Here is a 24,434-nt window from a genome sequence, read left to right as displayed (position 1 = left end):
CACCAGTTGGGTGGTTCGCTAGGACCGGCCGTGGAAGCGGCGGAACAGCGGGTCGACGGTGTCCGGGTCCATGTTCAGCAGCCCGGCCACTTCCTCGATGACGACCTCATGGACCAGTTCCCGCAGTTGTGCGGGCGTGTCCACCAGCGCCTCCACCGGGTGCCGGTACACGGTGATGCACGCCTTCGCCCCGGCTTCCGCGCCCCGGTGGGCGCCCAGCGGGGCCCTTTCGCCGGTGGCCAGCAGTTCCTCGATGTTCCCCGGGATCTCCTCGACGAGGAACTCGACGTCGGCCAGGGCCGCCTCCCACAACTCGGTGAGCCGTTCGGCCGAGTCGACCACCAGGTCGTCGAAGGCCTCGCTTCGCGTCCGCGCGCCCGGCACGGCGGGCGGCATGATGTTTCCGCGCAGTCCCCGGCCGTGCCGGTCGCGCCGGCGCCGGGTGAAGCCGCGGCGTGGCCCGTCCCCGGGGCCCTCGAACTCCACGGTGAAACGTGGTTCCTGCGACTGCATACCCCCACTCTAGATGAGTCCGTGCCGCCGCGGGCCGGCCTTGCCGCGGAATCCGGCAAAGACGGGTAACCTTGGGAATCGTGGGAAATATTCGTCAGTGCTCGCGTTCTGCCTGCCGGCAATCGGCGGTGGCCACGCTGACGTACGTCTATGCGGACCAGACCGCCGTCCTGGGGCCGCTGGCCACGTTCGCCGAGCCGCACTGCTATGACCTGTGCGCTGAGCATGCCAACCGGCTCACCGCACCGCGCGGCTGGGACGTGCTGCGGCTGGCCGTGCCGACGTCCCCGCCGCCACCGGGCCCCGACGACCTGCTGGCCCTGGCCGACGCCGTGCGCGAGGCCGCCCGGGAGGAACCAGAGGCCGCCGGACCGCTCGCGCAGCGCGCACCCCGGTCCGCACTGGAACCGCCGGCCGCGACCTCGACGGCGACCGGGCGGCGCGGCCACCTGCGCATCCTGCGCGACTAGACAGCATCCAAGACCAGACAGAATCCAAGACGGCAGCACCACAGAAAGCAGACCATGGCCAAGATCAGCGACGACCTCCTGTCCATCCTGCGCTGCCCCGTGACGGGGGCGCCGCTGCGCCAAGACGGCGAGACGCTCGTCAGCACGAGCGCGGGCCCCGACGGCACACCCCCGGTCTACCGCATCGACGACGGCATCGTGTTGCTGCTGCGTCCCGACCAGCTGGCCACCACCTAGCCCATCCGAACCGCGCCCATCACGAAGGAACCCCATGAGCCCCCAGCTTGATGCCAAGCCTGTGAAGACAATAGACTACAAGGTCGCCGACATCACCCTGGCCGCCGCCGGCCGCCACCAGATCCGCCTGGCCGAGCATGAGATGCCGGGGCTGATGAGCCTGCGCGCCGAATACGCCGCAAGCCAGCCCCTGGCCGGGGCCCGCATCGCCGGGTCGCTGCACATGACCGTGCAGACGGCCGTGTTGATCGAGACGCTGACCGCACTGGGCGCCGAGGTCCGCTGGGCCTCCTGCAACATCTTCTCCACCCAGGACGAGGCCGCCGCGGCCGTCGTCGTCGGCACCGGCACCCCGGAGGACCCGCGGGGCGTGCCCGTGTTCGCCTGGAAGGGCGAGTCGCTGGAGGAATACTGGTGGACGGCCCAGCAGATCCTGTCCTGGCCGGGTGCCGACGAGGACCCGTCCCTGGGCGCCAACATGATCCTGGACGACGGCGGCGACGCCACCATGCTCGTCCACAAGGGCGTCGAATTCGAGGCTGCAGGGGACGTCCCGGCCCCGGCCGCCGACGAATCCGAGGAGGGCCGCATCTTCCTGGAGGTGCTGCGCGAGTCGTTGGCCGCCGACCCGCAGAAGTGGACGCGCATCGCCGCGCAGATCCGGGGCGTCACCGAGGAAACCACCACGGGCGTGCACCGGCTGTACCAGCTGGCCGCCGAGGGCAGGCTGCTGTTCCCGGCCATCAACGTCAACGATTCGGTCACGAAGAGCAAGTTCGACAACAAGTACGGCATCCGCCACTCGCTGCCCGACGGCATCAACCGGGCCACCGACGTGCTCATGGGCGGCAAGGTCGCCGTCGTGTGCGGTTACGGGGACGTCGGCAAGGGCGCCGCCGAGGCACTGCGCGGCCAGGGCTCGCGCGTCATCGTCACCGAGATCGACCCGATCTGCGCCCTCCAGGCCGCCATGGACGGCTACCAGGTGGCCGCGCTCGACTCCGTCATCGGCATGGGCGACATCTTCATCACGACCACCGGCGGCAAGGATATCATCATGGCCAAGCACATGCTGGCCATGAAGAACAAGGCGATCGTGGGCAACATCGGCCACTTCGACAACGAGATCGACATGGCCGGGCTGGCCGCGATCCCCGGCGTGGCGAAGGTCGAGATCAAGCCGCAGGTCCACGAGTGGGTGTTCGACGCCGGCAGTGACAAGGAACGGTCCATCATCGTGCTGTCCGAGGGGCGCCTGCTGAACCTGGGCAACGCCACCGGCCACCCGTCGTTCGTCATGAGCAACTCGTTCGCGAACCAGGTCATCGCGCAGATCGAGATCTTCACGAAGAAGGACCAGCCGGCGGAAACCCGCGAATACCGCAACCAGGTGTACGTGCTGCCCAAGCTGCTCGACGAGAAGGTCGCCCGCCTGCACCTGGCCGCGCTCGGCGTGGAACTGACCACGCTGACGGACGCGCAGGCCGCCTACCTGGACCTCGACCCGGCCGGCCCCTTCAAGCCGGACCACTACCGCTACTAAGCCCAGGTGGATCAGCCCATGTGGACGGTGACGAGCCCGCACACCCGGAGCCGGCGGGCCGACAACCCGGGCCCGATGACGCTGGACGGCACGAACAGCTACGTGCTCTCCGGCGTTCCGGGCGGGCCCGTCGTCGTGGTGGACCCCGGTCCGCTGCAGGAGGACCACCTGGCCGGCCTGGCCGCGTCCGGGCGGGTCGAACTGATCCTCGTCACGCACTGGCACCACGATCACACGGCCGGCAGCGCCCGGCTGCACGAACTCACCGGCGCGCCGGTGCGTGCCGCCGACCCTGCCTACTGCCATGCCGGCGCACCGCTCGTTGACGGCGAGGTCGTCCACGCGGCCGGCCTGGACATCAGCGTGCTCGCCACACCCGGACACACCGGGGACTCCCTGTGTTTCTTCCTGCCCGACGACGGCGAGCACGGCTCGGTCCTGACCGGCGACACGGTCCTGGGTACAGGGAGCACGGTGATCGTTCACCCGGACGGCCGGCTCGGCGACTTCCTGGCCTCCCTCGACCGGCTGGAACGGCTGGGGGCGGCCACCGTGCTGCCGGCGCACGGGCCCGTCCTGCCCGAGGTGGCCGCCGTCGCCCGCCAGTACCGGGCGCACCGGCTGGAGCGACTCGAGCAGGTGCGCGCCGCCGTCGCGCTTCTCGCTGGAACGACGCAAGGCGGGCCGGACGCCGAGGCGGTCACCGCCGTCGTCTATGCCGACGTTCCGCCGGAGTTGCGCGGCGCGGCCGCGTCGTCGGTGCGCGCGCAACTCGAGTACCTGCGCGCAGCGCACTGACGGTGGTCGAGCTCAATCACCGGTGGTCGAGCCTGTCGAGACCGGATTTCGGCAAGCTCAATCACCGGTGGTCGAGCTCAATCACCGGGTGCCCGGGGTAAAATGACTGTTCGGGTGCGCGGGCGCGCACGGGGACCACGTGGGGCGCGGGCGCCGATGGGGGAAAAATGCAGGATTCGACGTCACCGAAGGGCCGGCGCAAGGGCTGGAAGATCGCCCTGGTCGCCGCCATCTGCCTCGTGGTGGTGGGCGGCGGCGTGGGCGCCGCGGCAACCGCCGGTACCTGGCTGGGCACGGGCAACGGCGCGCCGCCACCGGCCCCAGCCAGTGTGACACCCACCCGCACCCTGCCACCGGTCGAACCGGTCGCGTTGACCGTCACGCCGAAGAACGACGCCACGTTCATCAACCCGGCCGACCCCGTGGTGGCCCGGGCCGACCACGGCACGCTCACGCACGTGGTCCTGAAGGTCACCGACACGGGGGAGAGCCTCGACGGCGAGCTGTCCGCCGACGGCGCCACCTGGAAGGCCAAGGACCGGCTGGCGTTCGACACGAACTACACGTTCGACATCACCGCCGAGGACGCGAACGGCGTCCCCGTCACCAGGCGCAGCACGTTCAGCACGGTGCCGCCGTCGAATGAGGCCAACGCGTTCGTGTACCCGAACGGCGACTTCACCGTCGGTGTGGGCCAACCGCTGGAATTCACGTTCAGCGAGCCGGTGACGAACAAGGCGGCCGTGGAAAAGGCCATCAGGATCACGGCAGGATCCGGGCAGAAGGGCGCGTTCCGCTGGTACAGCGACACCATGGCCCGGTACCGGCCGGCCGAATTCTGGGCGGCGAACACGAAGATCAAGGTCGACATGGACTTGTTCGGCGTGGACTTCGGCAACGGGCAGATCGGCAACTTCAGCAATTCGACCACCATCCAGGTCGGCAACAAGGTGGAGCTGGTGGCCGACGCCGCCAACCACGTCGCGGACGTCTACATCAACGGCGCGCTGGCCAGGCACTTCCTCGTCACCATGGGCGACGAACGGTTCCCGTCCGCGTCCGGCTACCTGGTGCTGCTCAACGACAAGCAGCGCAAGGCGCACTTCGTCGCCTCGACCATCGGCCTGAAGCCCGGCGACCCGGCCGACTACGGCGAGGTCGACGTCAACTACGCCACACGGCTGACCCCCAGCGGCGAGTTCATCCACCAGGCCACCGACTCCGCCGTGCCGTTCATCGGGCAGGTCAACCTGTCGCACGGCTGCATCGGCATGGACGCCGCCGGCGCGTCCTGGGTGTTCCAGAACATGGGCCCGGGCGACCTGGTGCACGTGGTCAACAGCCCGGCCGAGACGATCGCCCCGACAGACGGCTTCGGAGACTGGAACATCCCCTTCAACCAGTACGCGTCCCGGTAGCCGTGCGCTCGGCGCTGGCGGGCCTGTGGGGCCCCCATCCGGTCGCGTTCTGGCTGGTCCTGGCCGCCTGCCTGTACTTCGTGTGGATGGCCGTCCGGCTGGCCGGCATCGACATCCGGCACCACCTGCTGCCCAACCGCATCGTCTACCCCTCGGCGCTGGCGGCGCTCGTGTTGCTCGCCGGCGCCGCCCTGGCCGCCGGCGATCCCGGCGCCGCGCTGCGCACGGTGAGTGCCGGCGTCGTGCTCTTCATCGCCTACCTGGTGCTCAACCTGGTCTACCCGGCCGGGCTGGGCCTGGGCGACGTGAAGCTGGCGTTCGTGCTGGGCCTGTACCTGGGGTTCACCGGCTGGCCGGCGGTGTTCTGGGCGACCGCGCTGGCGTTCGTGCTGGCCGGGCTGTGGGGCGTGGTGCTGCTGGCGTCCCGTCGCGGCACCGGCAATACGGCGATCCCGTTCGGCCCGTTCATGCTGGCCGGCGCCGCCGCCGTACTGGTGGGCGGGTAGTCAGGCCTCGCCGCGCAGCCGCCGGCCCAGCGCCTCGGCGCGTTCCTGCGCGGCGGACATCCGCACGAAGTCGCGTTCGCGCCGCTCGGCCATGAGCGCGGCCAAGAAGTCCTCCGCCGGCGTGCCGGGGGCCGGCAGGGGCGCCACGTGCCCCGACGCCTCGTGCGCCAATGACTGCGCCAGCCCGAGACGGGACGCCGGCGCCATCTGCCGGCTCTGCCGCAGGAACGCGCCGATGCGCCGGGCCAGCGGGTCCGGCAGCCGGCCGATGTCCGCCACCGCCGCCCACGGGGCCAGGTACGGCGGGGTGGCAACGAGCAGCGGCGGGGTCTTCGGCGCCCGGTCCCGGATGGCGTACGTGCCCGCCAGCATGTCGCCCAGCCGCTTCGACTTGTCGTTGAACAGCGCGGCCAGGAACGCCACGGAGCCGAGCATCAGGTAGATCTCGAAGAAGCCCACCAGGCCCCTGACCAGGGCTTGCCGGAAGCGGACGGCGCCGCCGTCGTCGCGCACCACGCGCAGCCCCATGGCCAGCTTGCCCAGCGACTTGCCCCGTGAGAGCGTCTCCACGGTGACCGGCAGGACCACCAGGACGCCCACCAGCCCGACGATCACGATGATGCGTCCGGCGGCGGGGTCGACCACCTGCGGCAGCGCCGCGAAGCCGGCCAGCAGGCCGATGATGACGGCGATCCCGAGGAGCAGGTCGATGGCGGCGCCCAGGGACCGTGCGGCAAAGGAGGCCGGCCGCAGTTCCAGGACGACGGCCTCGCCGGTGACGATCGCGGACATGCTGCCAGTGTAGCCACCACCGGTGTGGGTGGAGCGCTAGGGTGGTGTTCGTGGACCTGGACGCATTCGCCGCCGTGCACCGGCCCCAATGGGACCGGCTGGACGCCTTGTCGCGCAAACGCCGCCTCACGGGGGCCGAGGCCGACGAGCTGCTCCACCTGTACCAGGGCGTGTCCTCGCACCTGTCACTGCTGCGGTCGGTGGCGGCCGAGACCCCGTTGTCGACGTCGTTGTCGTCCACCCTGGCCCGGGCGCGGACGCGTTTCACCGGCGCCCGGACGAATGTCCTCACCGACGTGGCCCGGTTCGTCGTCATCTCGCTGCCGGCCGCGTTCTACCGGATCCGCTGGCTGACGGTGGTGGTCGGCGTCCTGTTCACGCTCACGGCGCTGCTGTTCGGCGTGTGGGCGGCCCGGACGCCGGGCGTGCTGGCGGCGTTGGGCGGTTCGGCGGACCTGAAGCGGATCGTGGAGCACGACTTCGTCAACTACTACTCGGAGAACCCGGCGGCGTCCTTCGCCGGGTCGGTGTGGACGAACAACGCCTGGATCGCCGCCCAGTGCGTGGCGTTCGGCATCACCGGCATCTTCGTCCCGTACCAGCTGTTCATGAACGCCCAGAACGTCGGGATCACCGGCGGCGTCATGTTCGCCTACCACCGCGGCGACGTGTTCTTCAGCTACATCCTGCCGCACGGGATGATGGAGCTGACGGCCGTGTTCGTCGCGTCGGCGGCCGGGCTGCGCATCTTCTGGGCGTGGGTGAATCCCGGCCGGCACCGGCGCCTGGACGCGGTGGCGCGGGAGGGGCGGTCGCTGATCACGGTGGCGATCGGCCTGGTCTTCGTGCTGTTCGTCTCCGGGTTGGTGGAGGGATTCGTGACGCCGAGCCCGTTGCCCGTGTGGGCGAAACTGGGCATCGGGGCCACGGTCCTGGCCGCGTATTGGACGTACACGCTGGTGCTGGGCCGGCGCGCCTACCTCGCCGGTGAGCGGGGGGACATGTCCGACGACGACGCCGGCGCCTCCGTCCTGACCGCCTGACGGTGGTCGAGCGTGTCGAGACCCGAGGCGATTTCGACAGGCTCAATCACCGAACCGGTGGTCGAGCTTGTCGAGACCCGGGCGGCCCGTCCGGGCCCGGCCGCCGCGGATCCGTGGCGCTGGAACATAACGGTTTGCTGGGAGTTTTGGCATCTCCCGGGGTGGCACGGTGAGCGGCGCCCGCTGCGCCGGTAGGCTTCAAAGGTGAGCGAGAACCAGACACCAGCAGGCCCCGCCATCCCGACATCCAGGAATCCGGACGAAATCACGCCGGGGTCCACGCCCGGCGCCGTCGAGGTACCGGAGGACGACGCCGAGCCCGCCTTCGCGCGGATGGTTCCGAACGCCCCGGCAGGCGGGAACCCCAAGACCGGCGAGCCGGCCGGTACCACGTCCACGGATCCGGGTGTCCACGTGCCGGCGACCGTGAAGATCGACCATGCGTCCGACGGCGTGCAGGACGAGCCCATGCGCCCGGCCGGTTCGATGCCGAAATTCCCTGCGGTGGCGGACGCGGCGGCGGACAAGGGTGGCGCCGGGGATGCGGCCGAGGCTGACGGTGTTCCGCACGTCGAGCAGTCGCCCACGTCAATGCTCCACATCCGGCCGCCGCAGGAGGAGATCGACAAGCGAGTGGCCGCCCGCGAACAGGCGGCCCGGACGAAACCGGTGCTGCCGCGCGTCATCCAGGTCCTGCTCGCCGTCTGCTATCCGGTGGTGCTGCTCGTGCTGGCCTTGCGGCTCGTCACGACGAACGCGTTCCTGTGGATCGAGTACCACCGGCCCGGGTTTCCGGGTGACACGTTCGGCTTCAGCACCGGGGACCGCATGAGTTACGGCTCCTACGCCGTCGACTACCTCCTCAACCTGGCCCCACCGCGCTATCTTGGCGATCTCGTTGACACCCAGGGGCACCCCCTGTTCAAGCCCGGCGAGGTCAGCCACATGGCGGACGTGAAATCCGTCATCGACTTGGCCTTCATCGTCGGCACCGTGCTGGCCATCGCCATGGTCATCTTCTGCCTTTACCTGCGCCGCCGCACCGTCGGCGGGATCCGGCGCAGCCTGTTCGCGGGGTCCATCGTGACGTTGGCACTGGTCCTCGCCCTCGGCGTCCTGGCCGTCATCGGCTGGACCACGTTCTTCACCGACCTGCACGAGCTGTTCTTCGCGAACGGCACGTGGACGTTCTACGTCAACGACACCCTGATCCGGCTGTTCCCCGAGCAGTTCTGGATGGATGCGGGCCTGGTGGTCGGCGTCATCATCCTGGTCGTGTCGACTTTGACGCTGGCGTTCACCTGGCCCACGAAGTCGCGCCGCACCCAGGTTGCCAAGTCGCGTCGGCCGGGCCGCCGCGCGGCCGCCACGGAGTAACCCGCGCAACCCCGGGTCAGGGTTTGCGCGGGAACGCGCGGCGGGCCGCGACAACCAGCAACAGCGCCGTGGCCAGGATGGCGCAGCCGGTCCACACGATCGGCCGCAGGCCCGGCCCCGCCAGCAACGCGGCGCCGATGGCCGCCCCGGCGGCGATCCCCACATTGCTGGTCGCGTTGACCCAGGCCCCGGCCATTTCCGGCGCGACGGCATGCGTGCGGATCGCGGCCGACTGGTACACGGAGGGCACCGCGCCGAACGCCCCGTTCCAGGCCATCGCCGCGACGATGACCAGCGCCAGCGACGGGTAGGCGAGGCCCACCCCGGCCATGCCGGCCAGCGCCACCGCGAGGACGGCCACGCCGACCAGCCGCGGGTTGTGGTCGAGCCGCCGCGCAGCCAGCCACAGCCCCACCAGGCCGGCCAGCCCGCACAGCACCAGGATCGGCCCGATCGCCTCCTTGCCCGCACCGGAACCGAGCAGCAGCACGGTGATGTATGTGTATAGCGAGTACTGCCCCAGGAAGGACAGCCCGTTCGCGCCGACGACGGCGGTCAGTTGCCGTCGTCGTCCCGCCTCGCCGTGGGCGGGGGCCGGGACGGTGTTCGGCACCGGCGGCAGCACGATCGCGACGACGACGGCGGCGGCGCCGGTCACGGCGGCCAGCGCACCGAACGCGACCCGCCACCCCACGGCGGTGCCCAGCGACGTGGCCAGCGGCACGCCGAGCACGAACCCGGCCGAGACGCCGCCGGTGACCAGGGCCAGGGCCCGGCCCACATAGGCGCGGTCCACCAACCGGGACACGTAGCCGATGGCCACGGAGAAGAACAGCGCGTGGGTCACCCCGCCCAGCGCCCGCCCGGCGACCACGAGCGCGAAGCCCGGCGCCAGCGTGACGAGCAGGTTGCTCAGCGCGTAACAGGTCACGGTGGCCAGCAGGAGGGTCTTGCGCGCGGCGCGGCGCGTGGCCAGCGTCAACGGGACGGCAAGCACGGCCACCATGACGGCGTACACGCTGACCAGCAACCCGGTGACGGAGTCGCCCACCCCGAACGTGGACCCGATGGCCGGCAGCAGTCCGACGGGCAGCATCTCCGTGGTCACGGCCATGAAGCAGGCCACCGTGAGTGCGAGCAGGCCGGGCAGGGTGTGGCGCACTAGATCCAGCTCGGCATCCACATGCGGTGGACCCACTCCTGGAACGGGATCACCGAGGACGTCCAGACCGGGTAGAAGTAGGCGCTCAGCAGCACGGCCGCCAGCAGGAACAGGCCCACGAACAGGGCCCCCTGGCGGCGCCGCCACGATGGCGCCGCGGCCCTGCCCAGCACCAGGCCCAGCACCATGGTCACGGCCAGGATGAGGTACGGTTCGTACGCGATCGCGTAGAAGAAGAAGATCGTCCGATTCGGGTACGCGAGCCACGGCAGGTAGCCGGCGGCGAAACCACACAGGATGGCCCCGGCCCGCCAGTCGCGGCGCGCCGCCCACAACCCGACCAGGACCAGGATGGCCAGCGACCCGGCCCACCAGATCAGCGGGTTGCCCAGGCTCGTCACCATCGACGCGCACTTGTCGACGGTGCAGCCGTCCTCGCCCCGCACGGGGTACTGGGCATAGAACGACGTGGGCCGGCCCATCACGAACCACGACCACGCGTTCGCCTTGTACGGGTGGTCGGAGTCCAGCCCCGTGTGGAACGCGTACGCCGTCGCATGGTAGTGCCACAACGAGCGCAACGGGCCGGGGATCCACCCCCACGCACCGCCGGGGTTGCCCGCCGCCCATTGGCGGTCGTAGGCGTCGGAGGAGAGGAACCAGCCGGTCCACGTGGCCAGGTAGGTCACGAACGCCACCGGCACCGTCGAGACGAACGCGAACAGCCCGTCCTTCAGGATGGCCGCGGAGATCCAGTACCTGATCCCGGCGATGCGCCGCGCGTTGGCGTCCCACAGCACCGTCATGAGGCCGAACGCGGCCAGGAAGAACAGGCCGGACCACTTCGTCCCGATGCACAGGCCCAGGGCCACGCCGGCCGCGAGCCGCCACCAGCGCACGCCCAGCCACGGGCCGTACATGAGCGCCCGCGACGGGGGAGCACCCCCGTCCGGGGCGAGCGCGGCAACCCGCCGGGCCAGCCGCCGTCGTCCGTCATCACGGTCCATGAGGAGCGCGCCGAAGGCGACCAGCGCCCAGAACATGACGAAAATGTCCAGCAGGGACGTGCGCGACTGCACGATCGCGTGCCCGTCGACGGCGAACAGCAGGCCCGCGATCGAGGCGAGGATGACTGACCGGAACAGCTTGTACGCGATCAGGGCCAGCAGGAAGATGGACACGGTGCCGACGGCGGCGGCGGAAAAACGCCACCCGAACGAGCTGGACGGCCCGAACAGCCACATACCGAACGCGATCATCCACTTCCCGACCGGTGGATGCACCACGTATTCGGGCGTGTGCTGCAGGGCCGAGAAGTTGCCGGTGACGAACAACTCGTTGGCCTTGTCCGCCCAGTTGCGTTCATACCCGCTCTGCAGGTAGCTGTAGGCGTCCTTGACATAGTAGGTCTCGTCGAACACGAGCGAATGCGGATCGCCGAGCCGGACAAAGCGCAGCACCCCACCGACGACGGCGGCCAGGGCCGGCCCCAGCCAGGCCCACAGTCGCAGCGACACCGGCAGGGCCGGCCGGTCGCCGAGCAGCCGCACGGCCAGGGCGGCCCGGGTGAACGCCACGGCCGGGTCGCGCACCCACCGCGGGCGTGCCGCCGGCTCGCTGGGCGGGGGCACGACGGCGGATACCTCAGTGGTCGGGTGCACCCTGCCATGCTACCGACACGGCCGCGCAGCCACGGGACACTACGCTGGAGGCATGGACGATTCACAGCAGCACGAGCCGCAGGGCACCGTCGAAGTCCCCGCCGACGGCCTCATCGTGCTGGCCGGGACGCCCATCGGCAACATGGGCGACGCCACCGCCCGGCTCGTCGAGTGGCTCGGCACCGCCGACCTCATCGCGGCGGAGGACACCCGCCGGCTGCACCGGCTGGTGACGGCGCTGGGCGTGACGGTCGCCGGCCGCGTGGTCAGCTACCACGAACACAACGAGGCGGCGCGGACGGCCGACCTGTTGGCGCAGGTGCGCGATGGCAAGGTCCTGCTGATGGTCACCGACGCCGGCATGCCGTCGGTCTCCGACCCCGGGTTCCGGCTCGTCGAGGCCGCCGTCGCCGCCGGCGTGCGGGTCACGGCCGCGCCCGGACCGTCCGCCGTGCTGACGGCGCTCGCATTGTCCGGGCTGCCCACGGACAGGTTCTGCTTCGAGGGGTTCCTGCCGCGCAAGGCGGGGGAGCGGGCCGGCCGGTTGCGGGACCTGGCCGCGGAACGGCGCACCATGGTGTTCTTCGAGGCCCCGCACCGGCTCGAGCCGATGCTGCGCGCGCTGCACGAGGCGTTCGGCCCGGACCGGCGCGCGGCCGTGTGCCGGGAACTGACCAAGACGTACGAGGAGGTGCTGCGCCTGCCGCTGGCCGGCCTGCTCGAGTGGGCCGAGGCGACCGAGATCCGCGGCGAGATCGCCGTCGTCGTCGCCGGCGCACCGGACGCCGCCCCGTCGGAGCCGGCGGACCACGTCGCGGACGTGGCCGCATTGGTGGCCGGCGGCCTGCGCCTCAAGGAGGCCGTCGCCGTCGTGGCCGGCGAATTCCACGTCAGCAAACGCGAGCTGTACAGCGCCGTGCTGGCCGCCCGGGCCTGAGCGTCCCTCTGCGCCGGACGGGGGTTCCGGGCCGCCGGCGGCCGCTGTACAACTGCACTGTACAACTGCACTGTACAGCTGCACAGTGATGGCCGTGTTCCGTAGTGCGTGCATGCATAGACGCTCCCGGATTCGGGGACATACCGTGAGGGAAGCGACATCCCCGTTTCCCCATGCTGCCCGGCCCCCACCGCAGCGCACCCGTCGAAGGAGTCATCATGACCGTCAGCGCCACCAATGAATTGACGCAGCGTGAAAGCGAGCTGCTGGCCGGCGTGCCCACGGGCCTGCTGATCAACGGTGCCTGGCGCCCCGCCGCCTCGGGGAAGACGTTCGACGTCGAGGACCCGGCGACGGGCAAGGTGCTCCTGAGCATCGCCGACGCCGGCGTCGAGGACGGCGCCGCCGCGCTGGACGCGGCCGTGGACGCGCAGGAGGCCTGGGCCGCGACGGCCCCGCGCGAGCGCGCCGAGATCCTGCGCCGCGCCTTCGAGCTCGTCACCGCCCGCGCGGACGACTTCGCGCTGTTGATGACCCTGGAGATGGGCAAGCCGCTGGCCGAGGCGCGCGGCGAGGTCACGTACGGCGCCGAGTTCCTGCGCTGGTTCTCCGAGGAGGCCGTGCGCTCGTTCGGCCGCTTCTCCCAGTCCCCGGAGGGCACCAGCCGGCTGCTCGTGCAGAAGAAGCCGGTGGGCCCGTGCCTGCTGATCACCCCGTGGAACTTCCCGCTGGCCATGGCCACCCGCAAGGTCGCCCCGGCCGTCGCCGCCGGCTGCACCATGGTGCTCAAGCCGGCCAACCTGACGCCGTTGACGTCCCAGCTGTTCGCCCAGGTCATGCTCGACGCCGGCCTGCCCGCCGGCGTGCTGAACGTCGTCGCCACGTCCAGCGCCGGCGCGGTGACCGGACCGATGATCCAGGACTCGCGCCTGCGCAAGCTCTCCTTCACCGGCTCCACCCAGGTGGGCCGGCGCCTGCTGGCCGACGCATCGCAGAACGTGCTCCGCACGTCCATGGAACTCGGCGGCAACGCCCCGTTCCTGGTGTTCGAGGACGCCGACCTGGACGCCGCCGCCGACGGCGCGATGGCCGCGAAGCTGCGCAACATGGGCGAGGCCTGCACGGCCGCGAACCGGTTCATCGTCCAGGAGTCCGTGGCCGACGAGTTCGCCGCGAAGTTCGCCGCCAAGATGGCCGCCATGACGACCGGCCGCGGCACCGAGCCGAGCACGAACGTCGGCCCGCTGATCGACGCCAAGAGCCGCGACAAGGTCCACTCGCTGGTCGCCGACGCCGTGGCCGACGGCGCCGAGGCCGTGGTCGGCGGGGCGCCCGTCGACGGGCCGGGGTACTTCTACCAGCCGACCGTGCTCAAGGGCGTCGAGCCGGGGGCGCGCATCCTGACCGAGGAGATCTTCGGCCCGGTCGCCCCGATCGTGACGTTCAAGACCGAGGACGAGGCCGTCGCCCTGGCCAACGACACCGAATTCGGCCTGGCCTCCTACGTGTTCACGAAGGACCTCAACCGCGGCCTGCGCATGGCCGACCGGATCGAGGCCGGCATGATGGGCCTGAACGCCGGGGTCATCTCCAACGCCGCCGCCCCGTTCGGCGGCGTCAAGCAGTCGGGCATGGGCCGCGAGGGTTCGATCGAAGGCATCGCCGAGTACCAGTACACGCAGTACATCGGCATGCCGAACCCGCACAGCATGTAACCCCGGGATCGCATCACCCACGGATACTCCCCGGACCCAACCCGCGGAAGACCCTCGTCCAGCATTATCCGGACGAGGGTCTTCCGCGTTCTGCCGGATTCTAGCGGCTGTTGCGTTCGAGTGCCTGGCCGAGGATGCGGGCGCCTTCCGGGAAGGCGCCCGGGTTCGGTCCCGAGTAGTTGAGCCGGATGAACGGGCCCGCAGGTTCGGCCGGGAACCATTCATCGCCGGCGGCGATCATGACTCCGGCGCTCTCGCAGTCACGGGTCAGCCGGTCGAGGTCGGTCCCATCGGGCAGGCGTGCCCAGAGGTTCAGCCCTCCCGTTGGCACATGCTCAATATGGGCCCGCGGGGCATGCTCGCGCAGGCTGGTGACCAGGAGGTCACGGCGTGATTGGAGCTGATGGCGGAGGCTGCGCAGATGGGTCTGCCAGGCAGGCTGTGTGACGACGTCGAGCGCCGCGGCCTGAAGGAGGCCGCTGACATACATCGACTCCGCTCCCCGGTCCGCAAGAATGCGCTCGCGTGCCGGACCGCGGGCGATGACGGCGGCGATGCGGATGGCCGGGGACACGCTCTTCGTCAGCGAGCGAAGGTAGACGACATGGCCCGAATCGTCGTGCGTGGCAACGGGTACGGGGGTGGTGCTGATGCCGAAGTCGTGCGCCCAGTCGTCCTCGACGAGGAACGCGCCGTTCTCACGGACGACGTCCAGGACCTGTTCGCCCCGCCCGGCGGCCCATTGCGCGCCGGTGGGGTTCGCGTAGTTCGGTTGCGCGTAAAACAGGCGCGCGCCGGTCTCCTCAAAGGCCCGGGCCAGCTCCTCCGGGTCGGGGCCGTCGGGTCCGCTGGGCACCGGGACGACGCGGACGCCCGCTTGGGCCGCAGCCAGGATGGCGCCCCAGTAGGTCGGGGATTCCAGGAGCAGCGGCTGCCCGCTGCCGACCAATGCGCTGAAAATGGAGCTGAGTCCGCTCTGGCTCCCCGGCAGCACGATGACGTCTCTCGGTGTCGGCGGGGTGACCCCCACCGGGGTCGAGGCGCCGAGTTCGTGCGCGAACCAGGACTGCAGCTCCGGCAGCCCTGCCACGGGCGGACGGGACAGGGCGGCATCACCCCGGGCCGCCCTGGTCAGGGCCGCACGCACCTGGCGCTCCGGCAGGAGCTCCCGGTCCGGGTACCCTGCGTGGAAGGCAATGACATTGTTCGATGCGCCGCGCATCGTCGTGGAGGCCGGGCGAAGGGGCGCCTGCGGCGATCGGAGGGCCGCGCTCTGCCAGCCGTAGTCCGACGGGCGTGCGGTCCGGACGGCCCGCACGAAGGTCCCGACCCCGGGCCGGCTCTCGATCAGGCCCTGCGCCGTGAGGGTCTGCAGGGCCTTCTGCACCGTCACGGGGCTGGCCCGGTACTCGGCAACCAGGGACCGCGTGGACGGCAGCCGGGACCCCGGCGCGGCCCCGGCCAACCATTCCCTGAGTCGCGCCGCGATCCGGGAACTGCTATCGTTATTCATGAGATACAATAGTAGCGCTACTACACTTGTTTTGCCAGTGATACCGTCCCGTTCCGGCACCGGCCTGTGGTGGGGCCTCCTCGGGGTAGCGGCGTTCTCGTTCACCGTTCCCTTCACCCGAGTGGCGGTCGGCGGCCTGTCGCCCCTGTTCATCGGGTCGGCCCGCGCCGTCGTGGCGGCCGTGCTGGCCGCCTTCGCCCTCGCGCTCACCCGGCAGCGCTTTCCTCACGGCGTGCAGTGGGCGCGGCTCGCCGTGGTCGCCGGAGGGATCGTTGTCGGCTTCCCGCTGCTCACCTCGTTCGCGCTGACCACCGCGCCCGCCAGTCACGGGGCCGTCGTCATCGCCCTGCTCCCCGCCGCGACGGCAACGGCCGCGGTGCTCCGCGGGCGCGAGCGTCCACCGGTGGCGTTCTGGGCCGTCACGGCCGTGGGCGCCCTGGCGGCCATCGCTTTCGCCTTCGCGCAGTCCGGTGGCTTCGGGCAACCGCACTGGGCGGACCTGCTGCTCCTCGGCGCCGTCGCGGCCGCGGCCATCGGATACGCCGAAGGTGGCCTGCTCGCCCGCGAACTCGGCGCGTGGCAGACCGTATCCTGGGCGCTTGTCCTCGCAGCGCCGCTGATGGTGTTCCTGACGGCGCTCTCCATGGCCCAGGGGCCACCGTCAGGCACCCCGGTCCAGTGGGCCGCTTTTGCCTACCTCGGCCTCGTCAGCATGTTCCTTGGCTTCTTCGCCTGGTACCGCGGCCTCGCCCTCGGCCCCATGGCCCAGGTGAGCCAGATCCAACTCATCCAACCCGTGCTGAGCATCTGCTGGGCCGGACTGCTGCTCGGCGAGACCCTGACCTGGACCACCATCATCGGCGGCCTCGCCGTCATCCTGTGCGCCGGCATCGCGGTCCGCGTCCGGCTCACCCCACCGCCCCCGACACGGAATCCCTGACGATTCACAGACCATGAACACAGACCATGAACACAGACCACGAACATCCTTCATCCAAAGGAAGAGCCCCATGTACATCCCAGCGCACTTCGAAGCCGGCCCCGACTCCGTCCACGACCTCCTCACCCGGCCGGCCGCAGCCAACCTGGTCACCATGACCTCGCGGGGCCTGCTCGCCACCTTCCTGCCCTTCATCTACGATCCCTCGATCGGCGACCACGGCGCGCTGCACGGGCACCTCGCCCGAAACAACACCCAGTGGTCAGAGCCCGCGATCGGAGAGTCACTCGTCATCATCCAGGGCGCGGACGCCTACATCTCGCCCTCCTGGTACGCATCGAAGGCCGAACACGGACGCGTCGTACCGACGTGGAACTACTCCACCGCCCACGTGTACGGCCGGCTCGCCGTCCATGACGACCCCGCCTGGCTCGGCAATCATGTCAGGCGGCTGACCGACCTCAACGAGGCCCATTTTGAGCGACCCTGGTCCGTGGACGATGCGCCGGAGCGCTATGTCTCCGGTCAGCTGCGCGCCATCGTCGGCGTCGAACTGCTCATCACCAGGATCGACGTGAAAGCCAAACTCAGCCAGAACCGCCCCGACACCGACATCGACGGCATCGTGGCCGGCCTTGACACCCACGGGCAGGCAGGATGCGCCGCCGACGTGGCGCGAGCGAGACACGAAGCCCCGATCACCGGGTCCTGGAACCGCTGAGGCGCGAGCCGCCCGGCGTGCTTCACGACCGGCTGAACAACGACTGCGGCAGCACCACGGCGCGCAGGCGGGCTGCCGCCGTCGCCGAGTTCTCCAGCCCGGCCACGACGGATTCGAGCTGCTCGGCCAGGAGGTCGACGTCGACCGCGGACGTCCGCTCCAGTGTCGCCGTCCCGGCCCCGGACGACGAAGCCCCGGTCGAAGGGGCCGGTGCGCGCCCGTACACGGCGCGTTCGAACGCGTGCGCCAGCGCCATGACGGCATCCGCGCCGTCCGTCGCCGGCCCGAGCCGTGCCCCGATCATCGCCGCCTGCGCGCGCGGCGTCCTGGCCGGGTCGGGACGGACCCCGTAGTCCACGGCCGAATCCCGCACCTCGCGCCAGGCGATCACGGCCGGGTCGGGACGGGACGCACCGCCGGCGCCGCGCACCAGGGCCAGCCGCCGCCGTCGAACGAGCGCCCGGCACACGCACGGACCGGCCAGCGCCACGAACGCCAGCACCAGGGCCATCCCCCATCCGGCACCGCGCTCCGCCGCCGGGGTCGCCCCGGCCGCGGCCGCCGGGGCGGCGGACGCGCCGGGCGCGGGCGTCGCCGGCGCCGTGGGCTGCTGCCGGGACGGGTTGAACAGGTCGTTGTTGTTGGCCGAGGGCGCCGACGAGACGGGCACCTGCGCGTACGCGGGAACCTGGCCGCGCGTCGGCGTCGGCTCGAACGGCACCCAGCCGACGCCCTCGAAGTACAGTTCGGGCCAGGCGTGCGCATTGTGCCCGTTGACCATGTACCCGGTCAGCGGGTGCCCGTTCAGGTCGTCGGTGCGGCCCGTGAGCGAGCCGGGCGCGTAGCCGATGGCGATCCGGGACGGGATGCCCAGCACGCGTGCCATGACGGCCATGGCCGAGGAAAAGTGCACGCAATACCCGGCCTTGACCTGCAGGAACTTGGCGATGACGTCCATGCCGGCGCCGTCATAGCCCTGTTGCAGCGGCGTCTTCTCGCTGTAGGTGAAGTCGGTCGCGCGCAGGTAGTCCTGCAGCGCCAGGGCCTTGTCGAACGCCGTGTCCAGGCCCTTCGTGACCGAGCGCGCCGTGTCGGTGATGATGGAGGGCAGGTTGCCCGGCAGCTTCGTGAACACCGGGTCCAGGCCGCGCCGCGGACTACCGGTGGCGCGCAGGATCTCCGGCGTGAGCTCGGGCCTGACGCTCGTGACGAGGTAGGACTGGTTCATGGTGGTGACGGTCGACCCCATGACGGTCAGCGTCTCCGGGTCCCACGTCCACGGCCCCTTGAGGCCCAAGATGCGCGACGGCGCGTACGGCGCCGGCAGCCAGTTGCTGATCAGGTAGTCGGTGTAGATCCTCGTCTGGGTTGTCACCACCGGCACGCCTGCAACCGGGCCATAGGCGTTGCGGATGTCCTCCGGATCGCCCTGGCGGTCCTTCGTGCGCGGGTCCGGCTTCCAGGTGTGGCCGGAGAAGTCCTCCAGGGTGGACGTGCGCAGGTAGACGGGGGTGGCCGAATCGGTGTCGTAGAACACCTGGGCGCCGCTGCCCTGGTTGCGCAGGTCGTTGCCGAGGGACACCATCGGGTCGATGCCGGCGACGTTGCCGGGCTGTCCGAGGCGGCTGCCCTGCGGGAACGCCCCGGTGCTGAAGCCCGGGATGGCCAGCGGGATCGCGACCGTGGCCGCGACGACGACGACCGTGAGCCACGCGGCCCGGGCCCGGGTGCCGCTGGGGGCCACATTGCCGCTGGGCCGCGGCTTCCCGCCCGGGGCGTACCAGTGGCAACAGCCCAGCAGGATCAGGTAGCCGACGCCGGCGGCGACGAACCCGGGCACGCCGACGCTTTCGGGCTTGATGATGGCCGGGACGAACAGGATGAGCAGGATGCCCAGCCCGCCCGCGGCCGGCAGCGCGGCGGCCAGGGCCAGGATGTCGATGAGCAGGGCGGCCAACCCGAGCCCGGCGCAGATGATGAACGCGATGCCGTCGTCGAGCGGGATGGGTGCCGAACGGACCAGGATCGTCTGGCCGGACTGTTCCAGCAGGGCACCCATGTCCTCGAACGTCTTGACCGTGGGGATGACCCCGAGCACGGACGAGTCGGCGAAGAACAGCAGCACGAGCCCGGCCCACAGGGCGGCGAACCCGGCCAGCGGGGCCAGCGGCGCCACTCGCGGGAAGCGCCGGGTGGCGGCGGCGGCGGCCAGCACGACCGCCACGGTGAAGGCGGCGCGCGGCATCCAGGCGACCCCCAGCACCACGCCGTTGAGCCCGATCGAGGGGCCCATGACGGCGGCGAAGACGGCCAGGGCGAGCACCCAGCGGGACGTGGCCGTGTGTCTCATGCGAGGCCCTCCCCGACCAAGGACGCCCCGTCCAGTTCCATCCAGGCGTCGGCCAGGGCCGTGTCGGCGCCGACCGCCACGGCCTGCCAGCCGGCGCGCCGCAGCACGGCCAGCTCGGGTCCGGCCGCGGCGGGGTCGTCGCACACCACGAGGGCGAAGGCCCCCTCGGCGGCGTCGGCGGCCTCGGCCAGCACGGCCGCGTCGTCGGGTCCGAGCCGCCCGGTGATGGCCACGATCGGCCCCCGCCGCCGGCTCTGCAACAGCCTGTCGACCAGGTTCTCGTCATATCCGTGCTCGCCCTGTGCCGGGGCCGTCAGTTCGAGCGCGGCCAGCGACTGGGCCACGGCGACCACCCCGCCCGGCCCGGCATAGTTCTCCAGGCCCGGCTCGGGGGCCGAGGTGGAGGACAGGAACGCCGGCCGGCCATGCTCGTCGAGGACCCGCAGCAGGAAGCCGCGCTCCAGCACGTGCGTGGCCACGGACACGGCCGCCACGACGGCCCATTCGAAGTTCGCGTTGCTGCGCAGCTGGCCGGCCACCCCGTGCCGGACCTGTCCGCCGAGCCCGGTGCGCGGCACGGCGCCGAACGCGCCCAGCCGCCGGTCCAGCAGGAGCACGGCCTCCGGGGTCGTCACGGACTCCTCCTGGCGCACCATGAGCCGGCCGGTGCGCGCCGTCGCCGGCCAGTGCACGCGGCGCAGCGGGTCGCCGTACCGGTAGTCACGGGTCATGACGTCGTCGTCGCTGGGGTTGGCGCGCTGCCGTGTGGCACGGCTGCCGTCGGTGCCGCGGCCGCCGGTGAGCGACGCGGCCGGAAGCACGACGGCGGCCGGCGCCACCGTGAGCACGTCGCCGTCGTCGAGGGTGCGCAGCTGGAACGCGACGTCGAACGGGTCGCTGAAGCGGGCGCGCAGCGGCCCGATGACGTACTGTCCCCGCCGGGTCGGCCTGATCGTGTACGTGTAGCGGCTGCGCAGGCTGCGCGGGGTCACGGGCGCCGGGTAGGGGAACGTCGGTGCCCGCACGATGTTCGCCGGCAGGTCCTCGTGCAGCACCGCCTGCCCGCCACCCGGGGTGGTGCCGTGCACGTCCAAGGTGACCGCCGCCGTCGACCCCGTCTCCACCAGGGCCGGTGCGAACGAGCGCCTGACCGTGAAACCGGGATGGAACAGCCGCACCCCGGCACCGGCCAGCGGCGGCAGCACGAGCAGGAATACGCTCACGGTGAGCAGGTCGCGGCGGCCCAGGATGGCGGCCAGCAGCAGCGCGAGGGCGCCGGCGGCGATCATCAACCAGCCCCGGGGCCGGAGGAAGTTCTGCGGCAGCCAGCCCAACGCGATCGCCTCCTAGCGGGACCCGGACGAATGCGCGGACCCGGCCGTGGCCGGGACGGGGATGGAGGCCAGCACGCCGGCCAGCACGTCGTGCACCGTGGCACCCAGGCTGGCCGCGCGCCGTTCCAGGATGAGCCGGTGCGCCAGGACCGGCTCGGCCAGGTCGCGCAGGTCGTCGGGCAGCACGAAGTCACGGCCGGCCAGGGCGGCGTGCGCCTTTGCCGCGCGCAGCAGCTGCAACAGGGCGCGCGGGCTGGCGCCGAGGCGCAGTTGTTCGTGCACGCGCGTGGCGTGGCCGATCGCCACCGCATACTCCTTCACGGCCGCCGATGCGTACACGTCCGCGACGCGGGTCAGCATGGCGGCGACGCCGGAGGCGTCCACCACCGGGATCAGCCCGTCCAGCGGGCTCGTCGATTGGTGCGTCTCCAGCATGGCCAACTCCGCCGTCACATCCGGGTAGCCCATGGAGATGCGGGCCATGAACCGGTCGCGTTGGGCCTCCGGCAGCGGATAGGTGCCCTCCATCTCGATCGGGTTCTGCGTGGCCACCACCATGAACGGCTCGCTGAGCCGGTAGGAGGTGCCGTCCACCGTGACCTGGTGCTCCTCCATGCATTCGAGCAGTGCCGACTGCGTCTTCGCCGAGGCGCGGTTGATCTCGTCACCGATCACGATGTTGGCGAAGACGGCGCCCGGGCGGAACTCGAACGTGGCGGAGGCCTGGTTGAACATGGACACGCCCGTGATGTCCGACGGCAGCAGGTCCGGGGTGAACTGGATGCGGCTGACCGTGCAGTCGATGGTCCTGGCCAGCGCCTTGGCGAGCATGGTCTTGCCCACGCCCGGCACATCCTCCACGAGCAGGTGGCCCTGGGCCAGGAACACCGTCAGGGCCAGCCGGACGGCCTCCGGCTTGCCGTCGATCACGGTGTTCACGCCGGCCATGACGGCCCCGCACAGCTGGTCGAAGCCCTCGCCGTCCAGCGGCCGGCCGTCATAACGTCGCATGTGACCCACGTTACTGGAAAACAACGGGATTGCGGGGCAAAGATAGAGTGGACAACCATGTGCACCCCCGCCGTCCCCCTCCCGTACCGGCATCTCGGAGCACCGGCCGGAAAGTTCGCGCCGGCCCCCGAGCCGCTGCCGGTGCCCGTGTACGACAACCACACGCACTTCGACTTCGGCGAACACGCCGTTCCGCTGGCCGACGCGCTGGACGCGGCGCAGGCCGCCGGCGTGGCCGGCGCCGTCCAGGTCGGCTGCGACCTGGCGTCGTCGCGCTTCACCGTAGCCGCCGTCGACGCCGACCCGCGGGTGCTCGGCGCCGTCGCCATCCACCCGAACGACGCCCCCGCGCTGGCGGCCGCCGGCGCCCTCGAGGCCGCCCTGGCGCAGATCGACGCACTGGCCGCCCACCCGCGCATCCGCGCCATCGGCGAAACGGGCCTGGATTTCTTCCGCACCGGCGCGGACGGCATCGCCGACCAGCGGCACTCGTTTCGCCGGCACATCGACATCGCCAAGCGCCGCGGCCTGGCGCTGCAGATCCACGACCGCGACGCGCACGCCGACGTGGTGCGGACGCTGGCGGAGGAGGGGGCCCCGGACACGGTCGTGTTCCACTGCTACTCCGGGGACGCGGACCTGGCCCGCACCTGCAATGCCAACGGCTGGTACATGTCGTTCTCGGGGACCGTGACGTTCAAGAACGCGCGGAACCTGCGCGACTCGCTGGCCTTGGCCGATCCGGCGCTGCTGCTGGTGGAAACCGATGCGCCGTTCCTCACGCCCCACCCGTTCCGGGGCCGGTCGAACGCCAGCTACATGGTGCCGTACACGGTGCGGGCCATGGCGGAATTGCTGGGCCGCGACGTGGCCGGCCTCGCGTCGCAACTCAATGCGAACACGCATGCCGTCTACGGGTCCTGGGCCTGATTTCCGGTGGCCGTCTTGTCACCAAGGTAACGATTGGGTTACGCTGGGTGACTATTAGCCGGGGTCGGGGAAGGCCCTCGGATAACGCACTCCCGTTCATGGCGCCATGCTCCCGGCGCCGGGAGGCGTGGCAGCGCACGTGCCGAGGGCCAGGAATTGGGGTCCTGCCGCATGGTTTTCATGCGCGATTCCCCGTGCCCGGATGTACTAGTAGTTACGGCTTCCAGTGGCACAATTCTTCACGACAAATGGCAAACTGAGTGTGATCAAGATCGGCGGGCAGGCCCTGATCCTGCTGGCCCTGGTTCTTGGACTGGTCTCGTACATCGGGGCCAACAAATCCGTCACCATCAACGTGGACGGCAAGGCAAGCTCGGTGTCGACATTTGGCGGCACGGTCCGGGACGTCCTGGACAAGGCGCATGTGAGCGTCCGGGCCGCGGACCACGTCAGCCCCGCGCTGGCGGATTCGGTGAAGAACGGCACCGTCATCACGGTGAACACCACCAAGGACGTCAATGTCTCCGTCGACGGCGCCGTGCGCACCGTCCAGACCACGTCCAACAAGGTCGGGGACCTGATCGGCGACCTCGGCATCGCGGCCAGCTCGCAGATCTCGGCCCCGGCCGACATGCTGCTGGCCTCCTCCACGTCCACCATCAGCATCAGCACGCCCAAGCATGTCACCGTGCTCGTCGACGGCGCCAAGCGCGTCGAGACGACGACGGCGGCCAGCGTGGGCGACCTGCTCACCTCCCTGAACGTGAAGGTCGGCGCCACCGACCTGGTGTCCGTGCCGCGCGGCGCGGACGTCGTCGAGGACATGGTCGTCAAGGTGTCCCGCGTCAACCGCGCCGGCACCGCGACCGGCACCTCCAGCATTCCCTTCGAGACGGTCAAGACCGTCGACAACTCGATGTACACGGACCAGCAGACGACCACCACGGCCGGCGTCGCCGGCACGCTGGAAACGAAGTTCGCCGTCGTGACCATTGATGGCAAGGAGGTCAGCCGCACACAGACCGGCACCACGGTGCTGACCGCGCCCGTGGCCGCCCAGGTCACCGTCGGCGGCAAGGCCCGCCCGGCCCCGAAGACCGACGCACCGGGCGCCAACACCGGCGCGGCCGCCCCGGCCATGGCCAACGAGGCCATGTGGGACCGGATCGCCCAGTGCGAGTCCGGCGGCAACTGGTCCATCAACACCGGCAACGGCTACTACGGCGGACTGCAGTTCGACATCTCGTCCTGGCTGGCCAACGGCGGCGGCCAGTACGCGCCCCGGGCCGACCTGGCCACGAAGGCCCAGCAGATAGCCGTCGCCAACACCTACTACGCCAAGGCCGGCCTGGGCCCCTGGGGCTGCGCCGGCGCCGCGTAAGGACTCGCCAGTAAATTAGCCAGCGTTTCATGGTTGGGGGCCCTATCGTTGTGTTATGGCCATTGACGCAGAGGTTGAGACG

22 protein-coding genes are annotated in these 24,434 nt (G+C 70.9%); 14 read left to right on the top strand and 8 right to left on the bottom strand.

Annotated elements, in window-relative coordinates; all coding sequences use genetic code 11:
• Window positions 1–18: 18 nt before the first annotated feature.
• Window positions 19–513, bottom strand: coding sequence for a metallopeptidase family protein (locus tag EJC77_RS05755; protein ID WP_125610621.1), 495 nt, complete (start codon window positions 511–513; stop codon window positions 19–21).
• Window positions 514–593: 80 nt separating this feature from the next.
• On the opposite strand from EJC77_RS05755, the gene EJC77_RS05750 reads away from it, so the two are divergent.
• The 6 genes from EJC77_RS05750 (at window position 594) to EJC77_RS05725 (ending at window position 5,485) form a co-directional block, all read left to right on the top strand.
• Complete coding sequence (locus EJC77_RS05750; protein ID WP_125610620.1) at window positions 594–983, top strand: DUF3499 domain-containing protein; 390 nt, start codon at window positions 594–596, stop codon at window positions 981–983.
• Window positions 984–1,037: 54 nt separating this feature from the next.
• Window positions 1,038–1,220, top strand: coding sequence for a Trm112 family protein (locus EJC77_RS05745; RefSeq protein ID WP_125610619.1), 183 nt, complete (start codon window positions 1,038–1,040; stop codon window positions 1,218–1,220).
• Window positions 1,221–1,254: 34 nt separating this feature from the next.
• Window positions 1,255–2,763 carry an adenosylhomocysteinase gene (ahcY, locus tag EJC77_RS05740; RefSeq protein WP_125610618.1) on the top strand — a complete coding sequence of 503 codons (1,509 nt, stop codon included), beginning with the start codon at window positions 1,255–1,257 and terminating at the stop codon, window positions 2,761–2,763.
• Window positions 2,764–2,781: 18 nt separating this feature from the next.
• A complete protein-coding gene (locus tag EJC77_RS05735) occupies window positions 2,782–3,561 on the top strand; it encodes an MBL fold metallo-hydrolase (protein WP_125610692.1) in 780 nt (259 codons plus the stop codon).
• Between the two features lie 167 nt (window positions 3,562–3,728).
• Complete coding sequence (locus EJC77_RS05730) at window positions 3,729–4,979, top strand: L,D-transpeptidase (RefSeq protein ID WP_125610617.1); 1,251 nt, start codon at window positions 3,729–3,731, stop codon at window positions 4,977–4,979.
• Window positions 4,980–4,981: 2 nt separating this feature from the next.
• The gene (locus EJC77_RS05725; protein WP_240629831.1) at window positions 4,982–5,485 is read left to right on the top strand and encodes a prepilin peptidase; all 504 of its coding nucleotides are present in this window, start codon (window positions 4,982–4,984) and stop codon (window positions 5,483–5,485) included.
• Here EJC77_RS05725 and EJC77_RS05720 read toward each other — a convergent pair whose 3' ends face one another.
• Window positions 5,486–6,277, bottom strand: coding sequence for an RDD family protein (locus EJC77_RS05720; RefSeq protein ID WP_125610616.1), 792 nt, complete (start codon window positions 6,275–6,277; stop codon window positions 5,486–5,488).
• Window positions 6,278–6,327: 50 nt separating this feature from the next.
• Here EJC77_RS05720 and EJC77_RS05715 point away from each other — a divergent pair, with 50 nt between their 5' ends.
• Together EJC77_RS05715 and EJC77_RS05710 are read left to right on the top strand one after the other, a co-directional pair.
• Window positions 6,328–7,320, top strand: a complete 993-nt coding sequence (locus EJC77_RS05715; protein ID WP_205786916.1) for a stage II sporulation protein M — start codon at window positions 6,328–6,330, stop codon at window positions 7,318–7,320.
• A 204-nt stretch (window positions 7,321–7,524) separates the two neighbouring features.
• Complete coding sequence (locus EJC77_RS05710; RefSeq protein ID WP_240629830.1) at window positions 7,525–8,697, top strand: TIGR01906 family membrane protein; 1,173 nt, start codon at window positions 7,525–7,527, stop codon at window positions 8,695–8,697.
• A 16-nt stretch (window positions 8,698–8,713) separates the two neighbouring features.
• Here the strand turns inward: EJC77_RS05710 and EJC77_RS05705 are convergent, their stop codons facing one another.
• Both EJC77_RS05705 and EJC77_RS05700 read right to left on the bottom strand, forming a co-directional pair.
• Window positions 8,714–9,859: an MFS transporter gene (locus EJC77_RS05705; RefSeq protein ID WP_205786914.1), complete on the bottom strand. Its 1,146-nt coding sequence runs from the start codon at window positions 9,857–9,859 to the stop codon at window positions 8,714–8,716.
• Entirely contained in the window at window positions 9,859–11,520 is a 1,662-nt protein-coding gene (locus tag EJC77_RS05700; protein WP_125610615.1) for a dolichyl-phosphate-mannose--protein mannosyltransferase, read from the bottom strand. The genes EJC77_RS05705 and EJC77_RS05700 overlap by 1 nt, the downstream gene beginning before the upstream one ends.
• Before the next feature lie 52 nt (window positions 11,521–11,572).
• Here EJC77_RS05700 and rsmI point away from each other — a divergent pair, with 52 nt between their 5' ends.
• Together rsmI and EJC77_RS05690 are read left to right on the top strand one after the other, a co-directional pair.
• The gene (rsmI, locus tag EJC77_RS05695) at window positions 11,573–12,457 is read left to right on the top strand and encodes a 16S rRNA (cytidine(1402)-2'-O)-methyltransferase (protein WP_125610614.1); all 885 of its coding nucleotides are present in this window, start codon (window positions 11,573–11,575) and stop codon (window positions 12,455–12,457) included.
• A gap of 218 nt (window positions 12,458–12,675) precedes the next feature.
• A complete protein-coding gene (locus EJC77_RS05690) occupies window positions 12,676–14,172 on the top strand; it encodes an NAD-dependent succinate-semialdehyde dehydrogenase (protein ID WP_125610613.1) in 1,497 nt (498 codons plus the stop codon).
• A 100-nt stretch (window positions 14,173–14,272) separates the two neighbouring features.
• On the opposite strand, the gene EJC77_RS05685 is transcribed toward EJC77_RS05690, so the two are convergent.
• On the bottom strand, window positions 14,273–15,685 hold the full coding sequence (locus tag EJC77_RS05685) for an aminotransferase-like domain-containing protein (RefSeq protein WP_125610612.1): 1,413 nt from the start codon (window positions 15,683–15,685) through the stop codon (window positions 14,273–14,275).
• Between EJC77_RS05685 and EJC77_RS05680 the strand changes: the two genes are divergently transcribed.
• Together EJC77_RS05680 and EJC77_RS05675 are read left to right on the top strand one after the other, a co-directional pair.
• Window positions 15,684–16,625 carry a DMT family transporter gene (locus tag EJC77_RS05680; protein WP_125610611.1) on the top strand — a complete coding sequence of 314 codons (942 nt, stop codon included), beginning with the start codon at window positions 15,684–15,686 and terminating at the stop codon, window positions 16,623–16,625. The two genes, EJC77_RS05685 and EJC77_RS05680, sit on opposite strands and share 2 nt — an antisense overlap.
• Before the next feature lie 70 nt (window positions 16,626–16,695).
• Window positions 16,696–17,346, top strand: coding sequence for an FMN-binding negative transcriptional regulator (locus EJC77_RS05675; protein WP_125610610.1), 651 nt, complete (start codon window positions 16,696–16,698; stop codon window positions 17,344–17,346).
• Between the two features lie 22 nt (window positions 17,347–17,368).
• Here EJC77_RS05675 and EJC77_RS05670 read toward each other — a convergent pair whose 3' ends face one another.
• Genes EJC77_RS05670 through EJC77_RS05660 form a run of 3 tightly spaced genes read right to left on the bottom strand, consistent with a single transcriptional unit; the run spans window position 17,369 to window position 22,041 of the window.
• Window positions 17,369–19,696, bottom strand: coding sequence for a transglutaminase TgpA family protein (locus tag EJC77_RS05670; protein ID WP_125610609.1), 2,328 nt, complete (start codon window positions 19,694–19,696; stop codon window positions 17,369–17,371).
• Window positions 19,693–21,030 carry a DUF58 domain-containing protein gene (locus EJC77_RS05665; RefSeq protein ID WP_125610608.1) on the bottom strand — a complete coding sequence of 446 codons (1,338 nt, stop codon included), beginning with the start codon at window positions 21,028–21,030 and terminating at the stop codon, window positions 19,693–19,695. Before EJC77_RS05665 ends, EJC77_RS05670 begins: the two co-directional genes overlap by 4 nt.
• A gap of 12 nt (window positions 21,031–21,042) precedes the next feature.
• Complete coding sequence (locus EJC77_RS05660; RefSeq protein WP_125610607.1) at window positions 21,043–22,041, bottom strand: AAA family ATPase; 999 nt, start codon at window positions 22,039–22,041, stop codon at window positions 21,043–21,045.
• A 57-nt stretch (window positions 22,042–22,098) separates the two neighbouring features.
• On the opposite strand from EJC77_RS05660, the gene EJC77_RS05655 reads away from it, so the two are divergent.
• Window positions 22,099–22,971: a TatD family hydrolase gene (locus EJC77_RS05655; protein WP_125610606.1), complete on the top strand. Its 873-nt coding sequence runs from the start codon at window positions 22,099–22,101 to the stop codon at window positions 22,969–22,971.
• A 262-nt stretch (window positions 22,972–23,233) separates the two neighbouring features.
• On the top strand, window positions 23,234–24,352 hold the full coding sequence (locus EJC77_RS05650) for a resuscitation-promoting factor (RefSeq protein WP_240629828.1): 1,119 nt from the start codon (window positions 23,234–23,236) through the stop codon (window positions 24,350–24,352).
• Window positions 24,353–24,434 lie beyond the last annotated feature (82 nt).

Origin of the sequence: Specibacter cremeus, assembly GCF_003946885.1 — a bacterium.
Lineage (GTDB): Bacteria > Actinomycetota > Actinomycetes > Actinomycetales > Micrococcaceae > Specibacter > Specibacter cremeus.
This window is presented reverse-complemented; position numbering and strand designations above follow the sequence as displayed.

Excerpts from the sequence above, each read along its gene's own strand:
- EJC77_RS05755 (WP_125610621.1), bottom strand. The coding sequence starts at position 513 with ATGCAGTCGCAGGAACCACGTTTCACCGTGGAGTTCGAGGGCCCCGGG.
- EJC77_RS05745 (WP_125610619.1), top strand. The coding sequence starts at position 1,038 with ATGGCCAAGATCAGCGACGACCTCCTGTCCATCCTGCGCTGCCCCGTG.
- ahcY (WP_125610618.1), top strand. The coding sequence starts at position 1,255 with ATGAGCCCCCAGCTTGATGCCAAGCCTGTGAAGACAATAGACTACAAG.
- EJC77_RS05735 (WP_125610692.1), top strand. The coding sequence starts at position 2,782 with ATGTGGACGGTGACGAGCCCGCACACCCGGAGCCGGCGGGCCGACAAC.
- EJC77_RS05730 (WP_125610617.1), top strand. The coding sequence starts at position 3,729 with ATGCAGGATTCGACGTCACCGAAGGGCCGGCGCAAGGGCTGGAAGATC.
- EJC77_RS05720 (WP_125610616.1), bottom strand. The coding sequence starts at position 6,277 with ATGTCCGCGATCGTCACCGGCGAGGCCGTCGTCCTGGAACTGCGGCCG.
- rsmI (WP_125610614.1), top strand. The coding sequence starts at position 11,573 with ATGGACGATTCACAGCAGCACGAGCCGCAGGGCACCGTCGAAGTCCCC.
- EJC77_RS05690 (WP_125610613.1), top strand. The coding sequence starts at position 12,676 with ATGACCGTCAGCGCCACCAATGAATTGACGCAGCGTGAAAGCGAGCTG.
- EJC77_RS05680 (WP_125610611.1), top strand. The coding sequence starts at position 15,684 with ATGAGATACAATAGTAGCGCTACTACACTTGTTTTGCCAGTGATACCG.
- EJC77_RS05685 (WP_125610612.1), bottom strand. The coding sequence starts at position 15,685 with ATGAATAACGATAGCAGTTCCCGGATCGCGGCGCGACTCAGGGAATGG.
- EJC77_RS05675 (WP_125610610.1), top strand. The coding sequence starts at position 16,696 with ATGTACATCCCAGCGCACTTCGAAGCCGGCCCCGACTCCGTCCACGAC.
- EJC77_RS05670 (WP_125610609.1), bottom strand. The coding sequence starts at position 19,696 with ATGAGACACACGGCCACGTCCCGCTGGGTGCTCGCCCTGGCCGTCTTC.
- EJC77_RS05660 (WP_125610607.1), bottom strand. The coding sequence starts at position 22,041 with ATGCGACGTTATGACGGCCGGCCGCTGGACGGCGAGGGCTTCGACCAG.
- EJC77_RS05655 (WP_125610606.1), top strand. The coding sequence starts at position 22,099 with ATGTGCACCCCCGCCGTCCCCCTCCCGTACCGGCATCTCGGAGCACCG.